Raw genomic sequence first — 16741 nt, forward strand, 5'->3', positions numbered from 1 at the left:
CGGGCACCGGTGGTGTTCCAGGTCTCGCTGGACCAGAGCGGCGCGCCGGCCGCGTCCCGGATCACCAGGTTGCCGTCGGCCTCCAGGGCCACGGCCGCACCGGGGCGGCCCTCGGTGCCCGAGGTCCAGAGCACCTTGGCGGACCGACGGTCGGTCAGCACCAGGTTGCCGTCCGCCCCCATGGTGAGCGCGGTCGTCTCGGTGGTCAGCTGCTCGCCGGCCTTCAGCGAACGCCCCGTCAGGAGCAGGGACCCGGCGCTCTCGTGGGCCGGGTCGTACGTCCGGGTCGACCAGAGCGCGGTGCCCTGGCCGTTGCGGAGCACCACGTTGCAGTCGTCCTGCACCGAGAGCACGGCGGGGCCGTAGCTGCCCGGGACGGTGGTGGTGTTCGACCAGTAGGCGTAGTCGTTGGCCGTGCGGAGTTCGAGCACGCCGTCCGACCGGACGGCCAGGTGGCCGGCGGGCGTCTGCGGCGAGCCGCTGGACCACAGCACCTTGCCGGTGGCCAGCTCGGTGACCACCAGGCTGCCGCGCGGGTCGACCTTCAGGCTCACGCACGCCGAGTAGAGCACGTCCAGCGCGCCGACGGTCTCGGAGGAGGAGACCTTGCTCCGGATCCGGCTGAGGTCGCCCAACGACTCGTACGGGCCGAGCGGGAGGAGGTCACCGACCCGGGCGGCGCCCCGGTGCACGACCGTGACCAGGTCCTGGGCCTTGCTGGACCACATGGCGGCCAGCAGGTCCGGGTTGCCGTCCCCGTCCAGGTCGCCCTGCGAGGAGAAGGAGCGCTCGGCGGAGTACCAGGCGTCGGGCTTGGCCTTCCCCGGGAAGGTGAGCATGTCGAAGACCGCCGGGAACGGGGCCGGGCCGGAGGCCGGGTCCGCGGTGATCGCGCCCCAGGTCTGGCGGACCGAGCCGTCGCACGGCGCCGTGGTGGCCGTCGCACCCGGAACGGCGGTCAGGCAGGTGCCGTCCGCGGCCCGGAGCCCGGCGGCAGCGGTGGGCCTCCACTGTTGCGCGGGGAGCCCGGAGCAGTCCTCGGTGGTGAACTTGCCGTCCCGGAGGGTGAAGCAGAGGTTGCCGTCCCGCAGCGTCCCGTCCGTGGCCTCGCGCCAGAGGGTGGAGACCTGCGCGCACGGCAGCACCGAGCCCGTCCCGTTGAGGCACTGCCGGCCCCCGGTCGCGTCCCGCTCGCCGTTCTGCACCGCGAAGGCGGCCATCGGCGAGTAGAGCTGCTTCACCGGCAGGCCGTCCGGGCCGAACTCCAGGCGGTAGGAGACGAGGGCCGGGGTCGAGCCGCGGAGGGCGGACGCCCAGAGCGTCGGCACGCCGCCGACCTTGCCCGGGGCGATCAGGGTGGCCCCGGTCCAGTTGAAGACGCCCAGCTTCACCGGGGCGCCGATCACCGCACCGCCGGCCTTGCCCGGGTAGTACCAGACGGTGTCGCCCTCCAGCGTGACCAGGTCCGGCAGGCCGTCCTTGTTGGCGACCCCGTCGGTGGCCAGCACCTGGGTGACCGAGCTCCAGTACGGTTGGTACCCCGTGCAGTCCGACCCCGGCGCGCAGGTGGCCGGCTTGGCCACCACGACGGCCCGGTCCGGCTTGGTGAAGTACCCGGGCTTCCCGCCGGAGTTGGCGTCGTTCGGGTACAGGTAGAGGGTGTTCGACACGGTGCTGAAGGCGAAGAGGTCGTCCCCCTTGCCGCCGGTCGCACTGCCCCGGTTGCTCACCTTGTAGGTGGACCAGTCCCGGCCGTCCGGGCTCTGCGCCGCCGTGGACGCCGTGTACGGCGCACCGCCGGCCGGCAGCACCGTCAGCCCGGGCAGCGGCTGCGGGGTCGCGGTGCTCACCGTGAGCACGTCCACCCGGCCGTCCCCGGTCAGGTCCCCGGCCACCTTCGCGGCCGGCGCCGGCGGCGCCTCCGCGTGCGACGGCACGGCCAGACCGCCGGTCAGCACCGCCGCCAGTGCGGCCGCGGCCGCGAATCGTCCGCCGCCTGCGCGGCGTAGGGCGCGAGCGCGTTCCCCCATGTCCCAACCTCCCCCGTGGCACCGGGCCTTCGGCCCGGCCGACCGGCCCGTGGAGCGGGCCGGGGGGCAGGTTATCGCCCGTCAGTTCGCACCCACCACGCCGCATTCGGTGAACAGACGCCGACGGGGTGGTGCCCGGCCCGTGGAGCGGGCCGGGCACCACCCCGCACGGAGGTGACGCGGCGTCAGTGGGGCGCCAGGGCCTACCGGTAGGTGCCGGTGGCCCAGAGCGGGACCCCGTCGGCGTCGTACAGCACCACGTTCCCGTCGTTCTGCAGCACCAGCGCCGCGCCCGGGTGGCCCCAGGTGGCGGTGGACCACACGGCGTGGCCGTCGGCGGCCTGGATCACCAGGTTGCCGTCCGGCTGCAGGACGGCCCGGGCCCCCAGGTTGCCCCAGGTGCGGGCGGACCAGACGGGGGCCGTGCCGCCACCGACCCGCAGGACCAGGTTGCCGTCGTCCTGCATCGTGAGGACGACCGGATTCGGCGGGCCCATCACGGCGTGGGTCACCGATTCGCCGGCGCGCAGCACCCAGCCGGAGGTGAGTGCGGTGCCCAGCCTGACGCCGGCCTGGTTGCTGGTGCCCGACTCCCAGTGGACGAGGTCGTCCGTGCCGTACACGACGAGGTTGAGGTCGTCCTGCAGGACGGCGCGGGCGTTGCGCCGGGTCCAGGTGCCGGAGGCCCAGAGGGGACGGCCGTCGGCGGCCTTGACCAGCAGGTTGCCGTCCGACTGCATGGTGACCGTGGCGCCCGCGTTGCCCCAGGTCTTGCTCGACCAGCGGGCGTTGCCGGTGGCCTTGGAGTACAGCACCAGGTTCCCGTCCGGCTGCATCACCAGCCGGCCCGCCTTCGACTCCACGGTCTCGCCCGACCGCACCGTACGGCCCGAGGCGATCGCGGTGCCGCGGGTGTCCACGCCGTCGAAGCGGGTGTTGGTCAGCCAGCGCATCCGGCCGTCCGCGTCGTACATCGTCAGGTTGCCGTTCCACTCGAGCAGCAGCCGGGGGCTTGCGGCGCCCCAGGTCTCGCTCGACCAGAGCGGCGCGCCGGCCGCGTCCCGGATCACCAGGTTGCCGTCCGCCTGGAGGGTGGCGACCGCACCGGGGTGGCCCTCGGTGCCCGAGGTCCAGAGCACCTTGGCGGACTGACGGTCGGTCAGCACCAGGTTCCCGTCCGCGCCCATGGCCAGGGCGGTCCGGTCGACGGTGAACTGCTCGCCGGCCTTCAGCGAACGCCCCGCCAGGAACACGGCTCCGGCGGTCTCGCGCGCGGGGTCGTACGTCCGGGTCGACCAGAGCGCGGTGCCCTGGCCGTTGCGGAGCACCACGTTGCAGTCGTCCTGCACGGTCAGCACACTGCCCGATCCGCCGACGTACACGCCCTGGGGCGACCAGTAGACCTGGCCGTCGGGGCTGCGCAGGGTGAGGACGCCGTCCGACCGGACGGCCATCCGCCCGCCGGCGTGGCCCGGGGTGTTGCTGGACCAGAGCACCCGGCCGTTGGCCAGCTCGGTGAGCACCAGGCTGCCGCCCGGCTCCACCTTCAGGCTCGCGCACGCCGAGTAGAGCACGTCCCCGGGCCAGGCCCCGCCGCCCGCGGTGGCCGTGTTGCGGGGGGTGCGGAGGTCACCGAGCGACTCCGCCGCACCGAGCCGGTGCAGGCCGCCGACCGGGGCCGTCCCGCGGCGCACGAAGGTGAGCTCGCTCTGGGTGGACGTGAACTTCGTCATCGCGCTGGTGAGCAGCTCCGGGTACCCGTCGCCGTCCAGGTCGCCGGGCGAGGAGACGAAGGTCGACTCGAGGGCGTAGTCGGCACCGGGATCGGCGATCCGCGGGACGGTGAGGAAGGTGAACGGGGCGGGCAGCGGCGCGGGCCCGGCGGCCGGGTCGGCGGTCAGCGCGCCCCAGACCTGCCGTGACGAGCCGTCACACGGTGCCGTCCCCGCCGCCGCCTGCGCGGCGAGCGCCGTCAGGCAGCTGCCGTCCGAGGCGGCCAGCCCGCCGTCGGGCCGGGGCTTCCACTGCTGCGCGGGCTCGCCCGTGCAGTCCTCCGCACCGGCCCGGCCGTCCCGCAGGGCCAGGCAGCGGCCCAGCTCCCGGAGCGTGCCGTCGGTCGCGACCCGCCAGCGGGTGACGCCGGTTGCGCAGCCCTTCAGCTGTCCGTTGACGAGGCACTGCTTGGCCCCGGCGGCGTCGCGCTCGGCGGTCTGCAGGGAGAAGAACGACCGCGGTGAGGGCAGGAGCCCCACCGGCAGGCCGTCGGGGCCGAACTCCAGGCGGTACACCGCGGTGGCCGGCTCGAGCTCGGGGCTGCGGGCCCAGAGGGTGGGGACGCCACCGACCTTGCCCGGGGCCATCAGGGTGACGGAGGTCCAGGTGCCGGTGCCGAGCTGGACGGGGGCGCCGATCACCGCGCCGCCGGCCTTGCCCGGGTAGTACCAGAGCCGACCGCCCTCGACGGTGACCAGGTCGGGCATCCCGTCCTGGTTGGCGATCCCGTCGGTGGCCACCACCTGGGAGGCCGAGTTCCAGGTCGGGTCGTAGCCGGTGCAGTCGGTGCCGGCCGCGCAGGTGGCCGGCTTGGCCACCTTGACGGCCTTGTCCTTCTTCGTGAAGTACCCGGGCTTGCCACCGGAGTTGGCGTCGTTCGGGTACAGATACAGCACGTGCCCGTACCGGCTGAACGCGTACAGGTCGTCCGTCCCGGTCCCGGTGGCACTGCCCCGGTGGGTGACCTGGTACTCGCTCCAGATCCCGGCTTCCGGGTTGTCCGCCGAGGTGGCCGCCCGGTACGGCGCTCCGCCGGCCGGCAGCACGGTCAGGTTGTTGCCGGAGTTCGTGAGGACGTCGGCCTTGCCGTCGCCCGTCAGGTCGTTGAGCACCCCGGCCGCCGTCACGGGCGCGGCCGGTGCTGCGGCGTGCGCGGGCGCGGCGAGGCCGCCGAGCACCACCGCCGTCAGTGCGGCCACTGCCGCGAATCGTCTGCCGCCGCCTGCGCGGCGCGGGGCGCGAACGCGCTCCCCCATGTCCCAACCTCCCCGTGGTGCCGGGCACCGAGCACCGGCCGTCCGGCCCGTGAGCACGGGCCAGGGGGGGCAGGTTATCGTCCACCCGTTCGCATCCGCCAGGCGGTATCCGTGCGAACGAGGGCGGCCCCCCCGGTCCGTGGAGGACCGGGGGGCCGCCGTGCGGGTGTGACGCCGGGTGAGCCGGGCCGGGAGCTACCGGCTGGTGCCGGTCGCCCAGAGCGGGACGCCGTCGGCGTCGTACAGCACCAGGTTCCCGTCGCCCTGCACCACCAGCACCGAGGACGGGTGGCCCCAGGTGCCGGTTGACCAGAGGCCCCGCCCGTCGGCCGCGTAGACCACCAGGTTGCCGTCCTGCTGGAGGGTGGCCCGGGCACCGGAGTTGCCCCAGGTGCGGGAGGACCAGACCGGGCCCCGGGTACCGGTGCTGAGCACCAGGTTGCCGTCGGCCTGCATGGTGAGGGCGGTCCGGCTCATCCACTCGGTGGTCGCCTCACCGCTGCGCAGCACGGAGCCCGCCCGGACCGGGATGCCGCGCGAGACGCCCGCGGTGTTGCCGGTCCCGGAGGCCCAGGCCCCACGGCCGTCGGTGGCACGGACCACCAGGTCGAGGTCGTCCTGCACCACCAGCCGGGCGTTGCGCTGGGTCCAGGTGCCGGAGGCCCACAGGGCCCGGCCGTCGGCGGCCTTCACCACCACGTTGCCGTCCGACTGCACGGTGGCCGTGGCGCCGTTGTTGCCCCACGTGCGGGACGACCAGCGGGCGTTGCCGGTGGCCTTGGAGTACAGCACCAGGTTCCCGTCCGGCTGCATCACCAGCCGGGCCGCCGCGGACTCCACCGTCTCGCCCGACCGCACCGTACGGCCCGAGGGGACCACGGTCCCCGGGGGCGTCCACGGTCCGTCGAACCGCGTCCCGGTGGTCCACCGGACCACGCCGTCGACGTCGTACAGCACCAGGTCGCCGTCCGTCTGGACCACCAGCCGCACGCCCGCGGCACCCCAGGTCTCGCTCGACCAGACCGGCGCGCCGGCCGCGTCCCGGATCACCAGGTTGCCGTCGGTCTGCAGGGTGGCGACCGCACCCGGGCGGCCCTCGGTGCCCGAAGTCCAGAGCACCTTGGCGGACTGACGGTCGGTCAGCACCAGGTTCCCGTCGGCACCCATGGCCAGGGCGGTCCGCTCGGTGGCCAGCTGCTCGCCGGCCTTGAGGGTGCGGCCCGCCACCAGCGGCACGCCGCGGGTCTCGTGGGCCGGGTCGTACGTCCGGGTCGACCAGCCCACCACGCCGCTCCGGTCGCGGAGCACCACGTTGCAGTCGTCCAGGACGGAGAGGGCGTTGGCGGGCGTGGGAGCCGACCAGTACACGGTGCCGCGGGCGTCCTGGAGCTGGAACGCCCCCTGCTCCGGGAGGACCATCCGCCCGCCGACGTGCCCCGGGGTGTCGCTGGACCAGAGCACCTTGCCGGTGGCCAGCTCGGTGACCACCAGGCTGCCGCCCTGGTCCACCGTCAGGCTCACGCACGCCGAGTAGAAGACGTCGTTCACGTCGGTCCAGGTCGGCCAGGCGACCGTCTGCAACTGCCGCCCGATCCGCCCGTAGGAGGTCTTCCCGGCGAACCCGGCCACCCCGGCGACCGGCGCGGCCCCCTTGTACACGACGATCGCGTCGCTCTGGGTGCTCAGTTCGGGGTTCCCGTCCCCGTCCAGGTCACCCGGCGACCCGAAGGCCGGGACGTAGCCGGTGAAGAGGGAGTCCTCCGGCAGGTTGACCACGGCCAGCGGCTCCGGGAGCGGCAGCGGGTCGGCGGCCGGTCCGGCGCTCCACCGTCCCCAGCGCTGGCGGACCGAGCCGTCGCAGGGCTCGAGGGCGACGGTGTCCGCCCGCGCCGCGAGACAGGACCCGGAGGCGTTCACCAGGCCGCCGCCGGCCGCCGGCTTCCAGACCCGCGCGTCGCTCTTCAGGCAGCCGACCCTGGCGGGTGCGTCACCGCCGGAGAGGCAGTGGTCGCCCTGCCGCAGCGTCCCGTCCGCGTACAGCTGCCACCCGGTCAGCTCGGTCTTGCAGGGGACCACGCCGCCCTCGAACATGCTGAAGCACTTCGGGGCGCCGCCGGTGTCCCGCTCACCGTTCTGCAGGAGGAAGGTGTCGTCCGGGGAGCGGAGCGGACCGACCGGCAGGCCGTTCGCGCCGAGCTCCAGCCGGTAGGAGGACACCACGGGCTGCCACCAGTCGTACTGGGCCCAGAGGGTGGGCACTCCGCCGACCTTGCCCGGGGCGATCACCGGGACGTCGGCCCAGCCGCCACCGCTCAGCTGGACGGGGGCGCCGATCACCGCGCCGCCGGCCTTGCCCGGGTAGTACCAGAGCCGGTTGCCCTCGACGGTGACCAGGTCGGGCATCCCGTCCTGGTTGGCGATCCCGTCGGTGGCCACCACCTGGGTCGCCGAGTTCCAGGTGGGGTCGTAGCCGGTGCAGTCGGTGCCGGCCGCGCAGGTGGCCGGCTTGGCCACCTTGACGGCCTTGTCCTTCTTCGTGAAGTACCCGGGCCTGCCACCCGAGTTGGCGTCGTTCGGGTACAGGTACAGCACGTGCCCGTACCGCTCGAACGCGTACAGGTCGTCCGTCCCGGTCCCGGTGGCACTGCCCCGGCGGGTGACCTGGTAGCTCCCCCAGTCCACGCCCGCGGGGCTCTGCGCCGCGGTGGACGCCGTGTACGGCGCCCCGCCGGCCGGCAGCACGGTCAGATCCAGCGGGTTCACGGACATCACGTCCGTCCGGCCGTCACCGGTCAGGTCCCCGGCCGCCTTCAACGACGGTGCGAAGCCCCCCTCGGCGTGCGACGCCGGTACGGCCACCCCACCGACCAACACCACCGCCAGTGCGGCCACCGCCGCGAATCCTCTGCCACCGAAGCGGCGCGGGGCGCGAACGCGCTCCCCCATGTCCCAACCTCCCCTTGGAGCCGAGCCCGTGGCCCGGCCGTCCGGCCCGTGTTCACGGGCCGGGGCGGCAGGCTACTCCCCCCGGTTCGGCCCCGCCACGCGGTATCCGGGGCCGCCCCCGCACGGTGCTGACCCGGGCCGGGGCACCACCGGCGTCGAACGTGCGGAGCCGCCGGTCCGAACACCGCCCACATGACCCGACCCGTCCCGGACGGTGCGGTTCGCACCACTTCGCGGGGGGCCAATTCGCCTGGTGGGGCGCACTGGTGACGAAGTCTCGGAACCGCGATTGCTCCCCGGATGCGGAGCGGAGGAGAGCCGGGGCGAGGGGTGGCCCCCGAGGCCGTCATCGCCACCGAGGAGGAGTGGGCGGACCACGTCGAGGAGACTGAGCACGTCCTGGAGGCCTCGCTCGACGACCTCGACTGGGCCGACGTCATCCCGTTCGGCACCCCGACCCGCTTAGAAGACATCTCATTTGGGTGGGTTGAGTAGACTCCGGGCGTGCTGATCATTGAGCGGCTGGTGCCGGACGAGCTGTGGGAGTTGTTCCAGTTGGTGGTGCCGGACGCTCCAGTGCGCCCGCAGGGTGGTGGCCGGCGGCGCCACGGGGACCGCGAGGTGCTGGCGGCGATCGTGTTCGTCGCGACCTCGGGGTGTACGTGGGCTCAACTGCCGCCCTGCTTCGGGCCGTCCGGGCCCACCGCCCACCGGCGCTTCACTGAGTGGAGCAAGGCCAGAGTGTGGGCCAAGCTCCACCGCGTCCTCCTGGACGAGCTCGGCTCGCGGGGCCAGCTGGACTGGTCCCGCTGCGCGGTCGACTCAGTGAACATGAGGGCCCTGAAAAGGGGAAACTGACAGGTCCGAATCCTGTCGATCGGGGCAAGTACGGGTCGAAGATCCACCTGCTCACCGAACGTACCGGTTTACCCCTCTCGCTCGCGGTCTCTGGGGCCAACCTGCACGACAGCCAGGCCCTGATACCTCTTGTGGATGCCATCCCGCCGATCCGCTCACGGCGCGGACCGCGGCGCCGCCGTCCCGGCAAACTGCACGGCGACAAGGCCTACGACCACCGATTCATCCGTTCCTAGCTGCGACGACGGCAGATCCCAGCCCGCATCGCCCGCCGGGGCGTCGAGTCCTCTCAGCGCCTCGGCCGCCACCGTTGGGTGATCGAGCGCACCGTCGCCTGGCTCGGCGGCTTCCGCCGACTCCACCGCCGCTACGAACGCAAGGCCGACCACTTCGCCGCCTTCGCCAGCATCGCCGCAGCCCTCATCTGCACCCGACGGCTCTCCAAATGAGATGCCTTCTTAGGCCTGCCGGCCGCCCAGCTCCAGCGCGCGGCGGACCACGGCGCGCGCGGTCTCCCGGTCCCGCGGCGGCCCCCAGACCCCCGGCCCGGCGAGCTGCATCGCCCCGTACCCCGTCCGGCGGATCGTCAGGTCCCCGCCGAGAACGAACTCACCGGCGGCACCCGCGTGCACACCGGTGCCCAGGCCGACGGTGGAGGCCCACCCCCTTTCCTCGCGCTCCGGCGGCCCGACGGGCCACGTAGGCCCGATTGAAGGGCTTGCGCGCTCGGGGGCGGGGCAAGCTGGCGGGCCGATTCCGTCACCTGCTCGTCGGTCCGCGGTCAGGCCGCGCTCAAGCCCGCCCCCACAAGGGAGTTGAGCCCCGCCGACCCCCGACGGGACACCCCCGGACAACGACGAAGCCCCGGATCGCTGACCCGGGGCTTCGGAAGTGGAGCGGACGACGAGAATCGAACTCGCGCTAGAAGCTTGGGAAGCTCCTGTTCTACCATTAAACTACGTCCGCACTGACGGTCCGTCAGGGACGGGCCGGTCGATCAACACTCTACCCCATCTGCGGAGTTGTCCGCGCCCCGCTCGGACGGGGCGGCGCGTTGCCGTGTGGAATGTCCGGTAGATCCCCTAATGTGACGCAGGTTCGGAGTGGGCCTGGGAAGGGGATCGCGATGGAGCAGCGTACTGTCGTCCGGTGTGCCGAGGGGCACCTGTTCAGCACGGCGGGTTTTCCGATGCGGACGCTCGGGGCGGGGCGGCTGGGCAACAGCAGGCTGATCCGCTGCCCGCAGTGCGGGCGGCTGCGCAGCTCGGTGCTGGCGGACCTGAGCGAGCTGACCGGGGCGCAGGTGGAGCGGGCGCTGCGCCGGGAGGCGGTGGAGTTCCTCGCCTGAGCCTTCGGGGCGTCCTTCCGCTCCGTGGGCTCGATGCGGCCCGCGGGGCGGATTCACGTAGTCTCGTGTCGTGCTTCTCTCCGACTCTGACATCCGCGCCGAGATCGACAAGGGCCGGGTCTCCATCGACCCGTTCGACCCCTCGATGATCCAGCCCTCCAGCATCGACGTCCGGCTGGACCGGTTCTTCCGGGTGTTCGAGAACCACCGGTACCCGCACATCGACCCGGCGGAGGAGCAGCCCGACCTGACCCGGCTGGTGGAGCCGGAGGGCGACGAGGCCTTCATCCTGCACCCCGGCGAGTTCGTGCTGGCCTCCACGTACGAGGTCATCACCCTGCCGGACGACGTGGCCTCCCGGCTGGAGGGCAAGTCCAGCCTCGGCCGCCTCGGGCTGCTGACGCACTCCACGGCCGGCTTCATCGACCCGGGCTTCAGCGGTCACGTGACCCTGGAGCTGTCGAACGTGGCCACCCTGCCGATCAAGCTCTACCCCGGGATGAAGATCGGTCAGCTCTGCCTGTTCCGGCTCTCCTCCCCCGCCGAGCACCCGTACGGCTCCGAGCGCTACGGCTCGCGCTACCTGGGGCAGCGCGGCCCGACGGCCTCGCGCTCCTACCTGAACTTCCACCGCACCAAGGTCTGACGACAACGTCGAAGGGGCGGCCACCCTGGTGGGTAGCCGCCCCTTCGGCGTTGGGTCAGGCCCGCTTCGGGCGGGTGACGGCGACCAGCTCGCTGCCGTCCTCCGACAGGGTCAACTCGGTGCGCAGTTCGGCCAGTTCACCCAGGTGGTGGAGGTGGGTGCCACCGCAGGCGATGGTGGCTGCGCCCTCGGGGAGCTCGGCGTGCCACTGGCGGCGGGCGGTCAGCTCGGGGCCGGGGACGTCGATCCGGACGGCGGCGTCGGCGGCCACCCAGGAGGCCAGCCGGGCGTTGACCGCCTCGGTGATCGCGGGCAGCGCCTCGGCCAGCGCGGGCAGCTCCTCGGCCGCCTCGGTGGTGAAGCCCTTCTTGCGCAGGGACTTGCCGAGCCGGTAGGTGTCGGTGGAGGCCTCGGTGTCCATCACCGAAGAGGCCATCGCCAGGCTGTCGAAGTCCGGGTGGCCGAGGGCGTCGGCGCGGCCCGGGTCCTTGCGCCAGCGCGGGGCCAGCGCCTCGTTCAGGGCCAGCGCCAGCAGGTGGCAGCCGCTGTGCGCGGAGGAGAGCAGGGCCCGCCGCTGCGGGTCCACGGCCAGCTCGACCGGGCGGCCGGTGACCGCGCCCGGGTCGGCGGCCAGCACGTGCAGCACCAGCCAGGACCAGGCCTCGTCCCCGCGCCGCACCGGGATCTCGGCACCGACCAGGAACTCGCCCTCGGGCCCGTACCCGCCGGTCAGGCAGTCCACCACCGGGTGGACCGCGCCGTCCACGGTCAGGGTGCCGAGGTCGGCGGGCTGGTCCGGCCAGGTGTGGTCCAGCGGGTGGAACGGGCTCTCCTCGGTGACCACCGCGTACCGGCCGTCGGCCAGCGGGTGGACGGCCAGCACGGTGGAGGAGCCGTTCACCTCCCCGGCCGGGAAGCTGACGCGGGTGGTGGGGAGGGTGGTCATGCGGTGGCTCCGTACGTCGCGGTGCAGGTCGTGCACAGAAGAGGGAGGGAGGGTCAGCCCAGCGTGGGGAGCTTGATGAGCACCAGCAGGGCGAGCAGTTGGATGGCGGCGGCGCCGGCGGCCTTGCCCCAGGGCAGGTCGTGCACCCGGCGGACCATGGTGGTGAGCAGCCCGGCGCAGAGCAGCCAGGTGGCCCAGCCGACCACCTGGACCACCGCGTTGTCGGCGGGCAGGAAGAGGGCCAGCAGCAGCCGGGGCACGTCGCTGGTCCAGGCGATCAGCACCGCCAGGCCGATGGTGGACGGCCACGGGCCGTCGCCGCCGAGCTGGCGGGCCAGCCCGTAGGTGACCGCGCCGAGCATCGCCCCCGCCAGGGTGAAGGCGACCGCCGAGCCGGCGATGGCCGACAGCGCCACCGAGAAGGTGGAGCCGAAGACGTCGTCCCTGGTCGACCCCAGGCCGAGCACGGCGAGCGCGCCGTACAGCGCCGAGACGGTCAGCGCGGGCAGCCAGACCTGGTGGTCGCGGACCCGGTCGAAGGTGGCCACCGGGGCCCGGTAGAGGCCGGTCAGCAGCTCCTTCCAGGCCGGGCGCGGGCCGCCCGCCCGCGGGGTGGACTGGCCGCCGGCCCGGTAGGTGGCGACGTTGTCGCCCTGCGGGGCGGAGGCGTAGTGCTGCTCCTCGTCGACCGAGAAGACCCGGGTGTGCCCGGGCAGGTCCGTCCCGTAGCCGCCCTCCGGGTACCCGGGCGGCGGGTACTCCGCCTGCGGGTGGTCCGACTGCGGGTACTCGGGCTGCGGGTAGTCCGGGTAGGCCTGCGGAGGACCCTGCTGCGGGTAGCCCTGCTGCGGGTACGCCGGATGCGGAGCCGTGAAGAACTCGGGCTCCCCCGTCGGCGCGTGCCCCTGCGGTCCCGGCGCTCCCTGAGCACCCTGCCCGCCGGGCGCCGCCCCCCAGCCCTGCCGGGGGTCGACGGCGCCCTCACCGTTGTCGTATGCGTTGCCAGCCACGGCACGAAGGTACCCGCTGGAGCTGACCACACGTCGGTTGATCATGGCTTCGGCGCGGGATTGCAGCAGTGCTGTGACCCCGCGCCGGACCGACGGACCGTCAGCGACGGGTCAGCGCGCCGCGGCCTTGTGGCCGTGCACCACGGCGGCCGGGGTCTCACCGGCCGGGCAGCCGCCCGGGCCGGCGGTGGTGCGCACGGCACCGACCGGCAGGAGGGTGCCGCAGGCGATCCGGATGCCGTTCGGCAGCTCGTTGTCGGCCTCGACGGTGGCGCCGTCGCCGATCACCGCGCCGTCCAGCGAGCAGCGCTCCCCGACGCTCGCGTACGCGCCGACGATGGAGTCCTTGACGTGGGCGTCGGCGGCGATCACCGCACCGGGCAGGACCACGCTGCCCTCGACGATCGCACCGCCCTTGATCACCGCGCCCTCGGAGACCACGGTGCCGTTGCTCAGCACCGCGCCCGGGGCCACCTCGGCGCCCGGGAGCAGCAGCGCCTCACCGGTCTCGCCGGGGACGGCCGGGGAGTCCACCTTGCCGAGCACCAGGTCCGCCGAGCCGCGCACGAAGGCGCCCGGGGTGCCCAGGTCCAGCCAGTACGAGGTGTCCACCACACCGCGCACCAGCGCGCCGGTGGCCAGCAGCTCCGGGAAGGTCTCGCGCTCGACCGAGACCTCGCGGCCGGCCGGGATGCGATCGATCACCGATCGGGTGAACACGTAGCACCCGGCGTTGATCTGGTCGGTGACGATCTGCTCCGGGGTCTCCGGCTTCTCCAGGAACTCCAGCACCCGGCCCTGCTCGTCGGTCGGCACCAGGCCGAAGGCGCGCGGGTCCTCGACCCGGGTCAGGTGCAGGGTGACGTCGGCGCCGGCGGCCACGTGCCCGTCCCGCAGCGCGGCGATGTCCAGGCCGGAGAGGATGTCGCCGTTGAAGATCAGGACCGGCTCGTCCGGGCCGCAGGTCAGACCCGAGGCGGCGTTGCGGATCGCGCCGCCGGTGCCCAGCGGCACCTCCTCGGTCAGGTAGACCAGCTCCAGCCCGTACGGGCTGCCGTCCTTGAAGTGCTCCTCGAAGACCTCGGCCAGGTAGGAGGTGGCCAGCACCACGCGGGTGACCCCGGCGGCGGCGGCCCGCGCCAGCTGGTGGGCGATGAAGGGGACGCCCGCGACGGGCAGCATCGGCTTAGGGGTGTGGGTGGTCAGCGGGCGCAGCCGTGTGCCCTTGCCACCGACCAGCATGATCGCCTCGGTCATGGTCGCGCTTCTCCCCTTGCTCCGTTGCCGCCGGCCCCGCCAGGTCGCGAGGTGACGTTGTCGCTGTCGTCCGCTCGTGGTCCACGAGTTCGACGCCTACTGTATTTCGTTCCAAACCGCCCCCGTTCCAACGGGGGTCCGATACGTACCACCCGACACCCCGCGGACGCCACCGGACCTCGCGGTCCCGCCCCGGGGGCCGAGGAAGCGGCACCAAACCTCCCCCAGGTGTTCACCACCGCGGCCGAGGGCCCGCACGTCCCCCGCGGGCCCGGGCGCCGGGCCGTCGGCACGGGCCGGGAGCACCCCGGCCCCGGCCGCCCGTGAGGGGCGGCCGGGGCCGGGGTGGGCGCCGGATCACGGCCGGGTTCAGGCCTCGACCGGCTCCGGGTCGGCGGGCTGCGCCTTGACGGAGTCGAGCAGCAGCTGGGCCACGTCGACCACCTTCAGGTGCTCCTTGGCCACGCCGTCGTTCTTCTTGCCGTTGACCGAGTCGGAGAGCATCACCAGGCAGAACGGGCAGGCGGTGGAGACGATGTCCGGGTTGAGGGACAGCGCCTCGTCCACGCGCTCGGTGTTGATGCGCTTGCCGATCCGCTCCTCCATCCACATCCGGGCGCCGCCGGCGCCGCAGCAGAAGCCGCGCTCCTTGTGACGGTGCATCTCCTGCTGGCGCAGACCGGGGACCTTGTCCATGATCTCGCGCGGCGGGGTGTAGACCTTGTTGTGGCGGCCCAGGTAGCAGGGGTCGTGATAGGTGATCAGGCCCTCGACCGGGTTGACCGGGAGGAGCCTGCCCTCGTCGATCAGGTGCTGCAGCAGCTGGGTGTGGTGGATCACCTCGAAGTGACCGCCGAGCTGCGGGTACTCGTTGGCGATGGTGTTGAAGCAGTGCGGGCAGGTGGCCACGATCCGCTTGGCCGGGGCGTCCTCCAGCGCGGCGTTCAGGGTCTCGACGTTCTGCGCGCCGAGCATCTGGAACAGGAACTCGTTGCCCAGGCGGCGCGGGGAGTCGCCGGAGCAGGTCTCCTCCTTGCCGAGGATCGCGAACTTCACGCCCGCGGTGTGCAGCAGCTCGGCGAAGGCCTTGGTGGTCTTCTTCGCCCGGTCCTCCAGAGCGCCGGCGCAGCCGACCCAGTAGAGGTACTCGACCTCGGCCGGGTCGATGTCCTCACCGATCACCGGCACCTCGATGCCGGTCTCCTTCTTGAGCTCCTTCACCCAGTCCAGGCGCGCCTTGGTGGCCATGCCCCACGGGTTGCCCTTGTTCTCCAGGTTCTTGAGCATCGTCCCGGCCTCGGTCGGGAAGGAGCTCTCGATCATCACCTGGTAGCGGCGCATGTCGACGATGTGGTCGATGTGCTCGATGTCCACCGGGCACTGCTCGACGCAGGCGCCGCAGGTGGTGCAGGACCAGAGCACGTCGGGGTCGATGACCCCGTTCTCCTCGGCGGTGCCGATCAGCGGGCGCTCGGCCTCGGCCAGCGCGGCCGCCGGGACGTCCTTGAGCTGCTCGGGGGTGGCCTGCTCGTTGCCCTCCATGTCCTTGCCGCCGCCGGCCAGCAGGTACGGCGCCTTGGCGAAGGCGTGCTCCCGCAGGCTCATGATCAGCAGCTTCGGGGAGAGCGGCTTGCCGGTGTTCCAGGCCGGGCACTGCGACTGGCAGCGGCCGCACTCGGTGCAGGTGGAGAAGTCGAGGATGCCCTTCCAGGCGAAGTGCTCGACCTGGGAGACGCCGAAGACGGCGTCGTCGGCCGGGTCCTCGAAGTCGATCGGCTGGCCGCCGCTGGTCATCGGACGGAGCGCGCCGAGGGCGGTGCCGCCGTCCTCCTCGCGCTTGAAGTAGATGTTGAAGAAGGCCAGGAAGCGGTGCCAGGCCACGCCCATCGAGGGGTTGACGCCGATGGTGGTCGCCCACGCGAACGAGATGCAGATCTTCAGCATCGCGAACAGGTAGACCAGGTTCTCCAGGGTGCCGGTGGCGACGCCGCGGAAGGCCGCGACGATCGGGTACGAGACCAGGTACGCCGGATCGAAGGAGTCGACGCCCTCGAGGGCGCCCTCCAGGCCGCGCAGCATCATGATGCACAGGCCGATGCCGAGGATCGTGTACTCGACGTAGAAGGCCTGCCAGGCGATCGAGCCGGCGAACCGGGACTTGCGGCCGGCCCGGGAGGGCAGGCTGAGCAGCCGGATCACCATCAGGGTGAGGATGCCCAGCGTGGTCAGGGTGCCGATCAGCTCGACGAAGACGTTCCACACCAGCCAGTGGCCGATGACCGGCAGGACGAACTCGGCGTCGAAGAGCTGCCCGAAGGCGTTCACCAGGGTGAGCACCAGCGAGAAGAAGCCGACCGCGACGAACCAGTGCGCGATGCCGACGACACCCCACTGGTTCATCCTGGTGTGGCCGAAGAACTCCTTCGCCACGGTGGCGACGCGCTGGGCGGGCTGCCCGAAGCGGGTGCCGTCGGCGGCGCCGGTGCGCACCACCTTGTAGATGTACAACGCCGCCCGGGCGGCGAGCGCGGTGCCGATCACGAAGGTGACCAGCGAGATGACGATCGCTGCTAGCTGCATCGGCTCTCCGTCTCCAGCGGCTGGAATGTGTGCAGGTTCCCCCTGAGTGTACTCATCAGTAACTTTCAGGGCCGACGGCCCGGAGACTACC

The 16741-nt window shown here is 72.8% G+C and carries 7 protein-coding genes, 1 tRNA gene and 5 pseudogenes; 4 read left to right on the forward strand and 9 right to left on the reverse strand.

Annotation, left to right across the window (positions count from 1 at the left end):
- From ABD946_RS36165 to ABD946_RS36175, 3 genes and pseudogenes are all read right to left on the reverse strand, one after another.
- Window positions 1-2030: pseudogene (locus ABD946_RS36165) on the reverse strand (hypothetical protein); the annotation flags it as partial.
- Window positions 2031-2233: 203 nt separating this feature from the next.
- Complete coding sequence (locus ABD946_RS36170; protein WP_345289938.1) at window positions 2234-5002, reverse strand: hypothetical protein; 2769 nt, start codon at window positions 5000-5002, stop codon at window positions 2234-2236.
- A gap of 252 nt (window positions 5003-5254) precedes the next feature.
- Window positions 5255-8005 (reverse strand): hypothetical protein, encoded by a 2751-nt coding sequence (locus ABD946_RS36175; protein WP_345289939.1) that lies wholly within the window; start codon window positions 8003-8005, stop codon window positions 5255-5257.
- A 330-nt stretch (window positions 8006-8335) separates the two neighbouring features.
- Here ABD946_RS36175 and ABD946_RS36180 point away from each other — a divergent pair, with 330 nt between their 5' ends.
- Together ABD946_RS36180 and ABD946_RS36185 are read left to right on the forward strand one after the other, a co-directional pair.
- Entirely contained in the window at window positions 8336-8500 is a 165-nt protein-coding gene (locus ABD946_RS36180; RefSeq protein ID WP_345289940.1) for a hypothetical protein, read from the forward strand.
- Window positions 8501-8515: 15 nt separating this feature from the next.
- Window positions 8516-9312: pseudogene (locus tag ABD946_RS36185) on the forward strand (IS5 family transposase).
- Between the two features lie 24 nt (window positions 9313-9336).
- On the opposite strand, the pseudogene ABD946_RS36190 reads toward ABD946_RS36185, so the two are convergent.
- Together ABD946_RS36190 and ABD946_RS36195 are read right to left on the reverse strand one after the other, a co-directional pair.
- Window positions 9337-9507, reverse strand: a pseudogene (locus tag ABD946_RS36190) (oxidoreductase); the annotation flags it as partial.
- 248 nt (window positions 9508-9755) lie between these two features.
- Window positions 9756-9829 (reverse strand) — tRNA-Gly (locus ABD946_RS36195).
- A 160-nt stretch (window positions 9830-9989) separates the two neighbouring features.
- Between ABD946_RS36195 and ABD946_RS36200 the strand changes: the two genes are divergently transcribed.
- The gene (locus ABD946_RS36200) at window positions 9990-10211 is read left to right on the forward strand and encodes a hypothetical protein (RefSeq protein WP_380149833.1); all 222 of its coding nucleotides are present in this window, start codon (window positions 9990-9992) and stop codon (window positions 10209-10211) included.
- 70 nt (window positions 10212-10281) lie between these two features.
- Entirely contained in the window at window positions 10282-10857 is a 576-nt protein-coding gene (gene dcd / locus ABD946_RS36205; RefSeq protein ID WP_345289942.1) for a dCTP deaminase, read from the forward strand.
- 55 nt (window positions 10858-10912) lie between these two features.
- On the opposite strand, the gene ABD946_RS36210 is transcribed toward dcd, so the two are convergent.
- The 4 genes and pseudogenes from ABD946_RS36210 to ABD946_RS36225 form a co-directional block, all read right to left on the reverse strand.
- Window positions 10913-11803 (reverse strand): alanyl-tRNA editing protein, encoded by an 891-nt coding sequence (locus ABD946_RS36210; RefSeq protein WP_345289943.1) that lies wholly within the window; start codon window positions 11801-11803, stop codon window positions 10913-10915.
- 53 nt (window positions 11804-11856) lie between these two features.
- A complete protein-coding gene (locus ABD946_RS36215) occupies window positions 11857-12813 on the reverse strand; it encodes a YIP1 family protein (protein ID WP_345289944.1) in 957 nt (318 codons plus the stop codon).
- 192 nt (window positions 12814-13005) lie between these two features.
- Window positions 13006-14070 (reverse strand): annotated as a pseudogene (gene manB, locus ABD946_RS36220) (mannose-1-phosphate guanylyltransferase); the annotation flags it as partial.
- Window positions 14071-14408: 338 nt separating this feature from the next.
- A pseudogene (locus tag ABD946_RS36225) lies at window positions 14409-16650 on the reverse strand ((Fe-S)-binding protein); the annotation flags it as partial.
- Window positions 16651-16741 lie beyond the last annotated feature (91 nt).

The organism is Kitasatospora albolonga (assembly GCF_039535905.1).
In the GTDB taxonomy this organism is placed as follows: Bacteria; Actinomycetota; Actinomycetes; order Streptomycetales; family Streptomycetaceae; genus Kitasatospora; species Kitasatospora albolonga.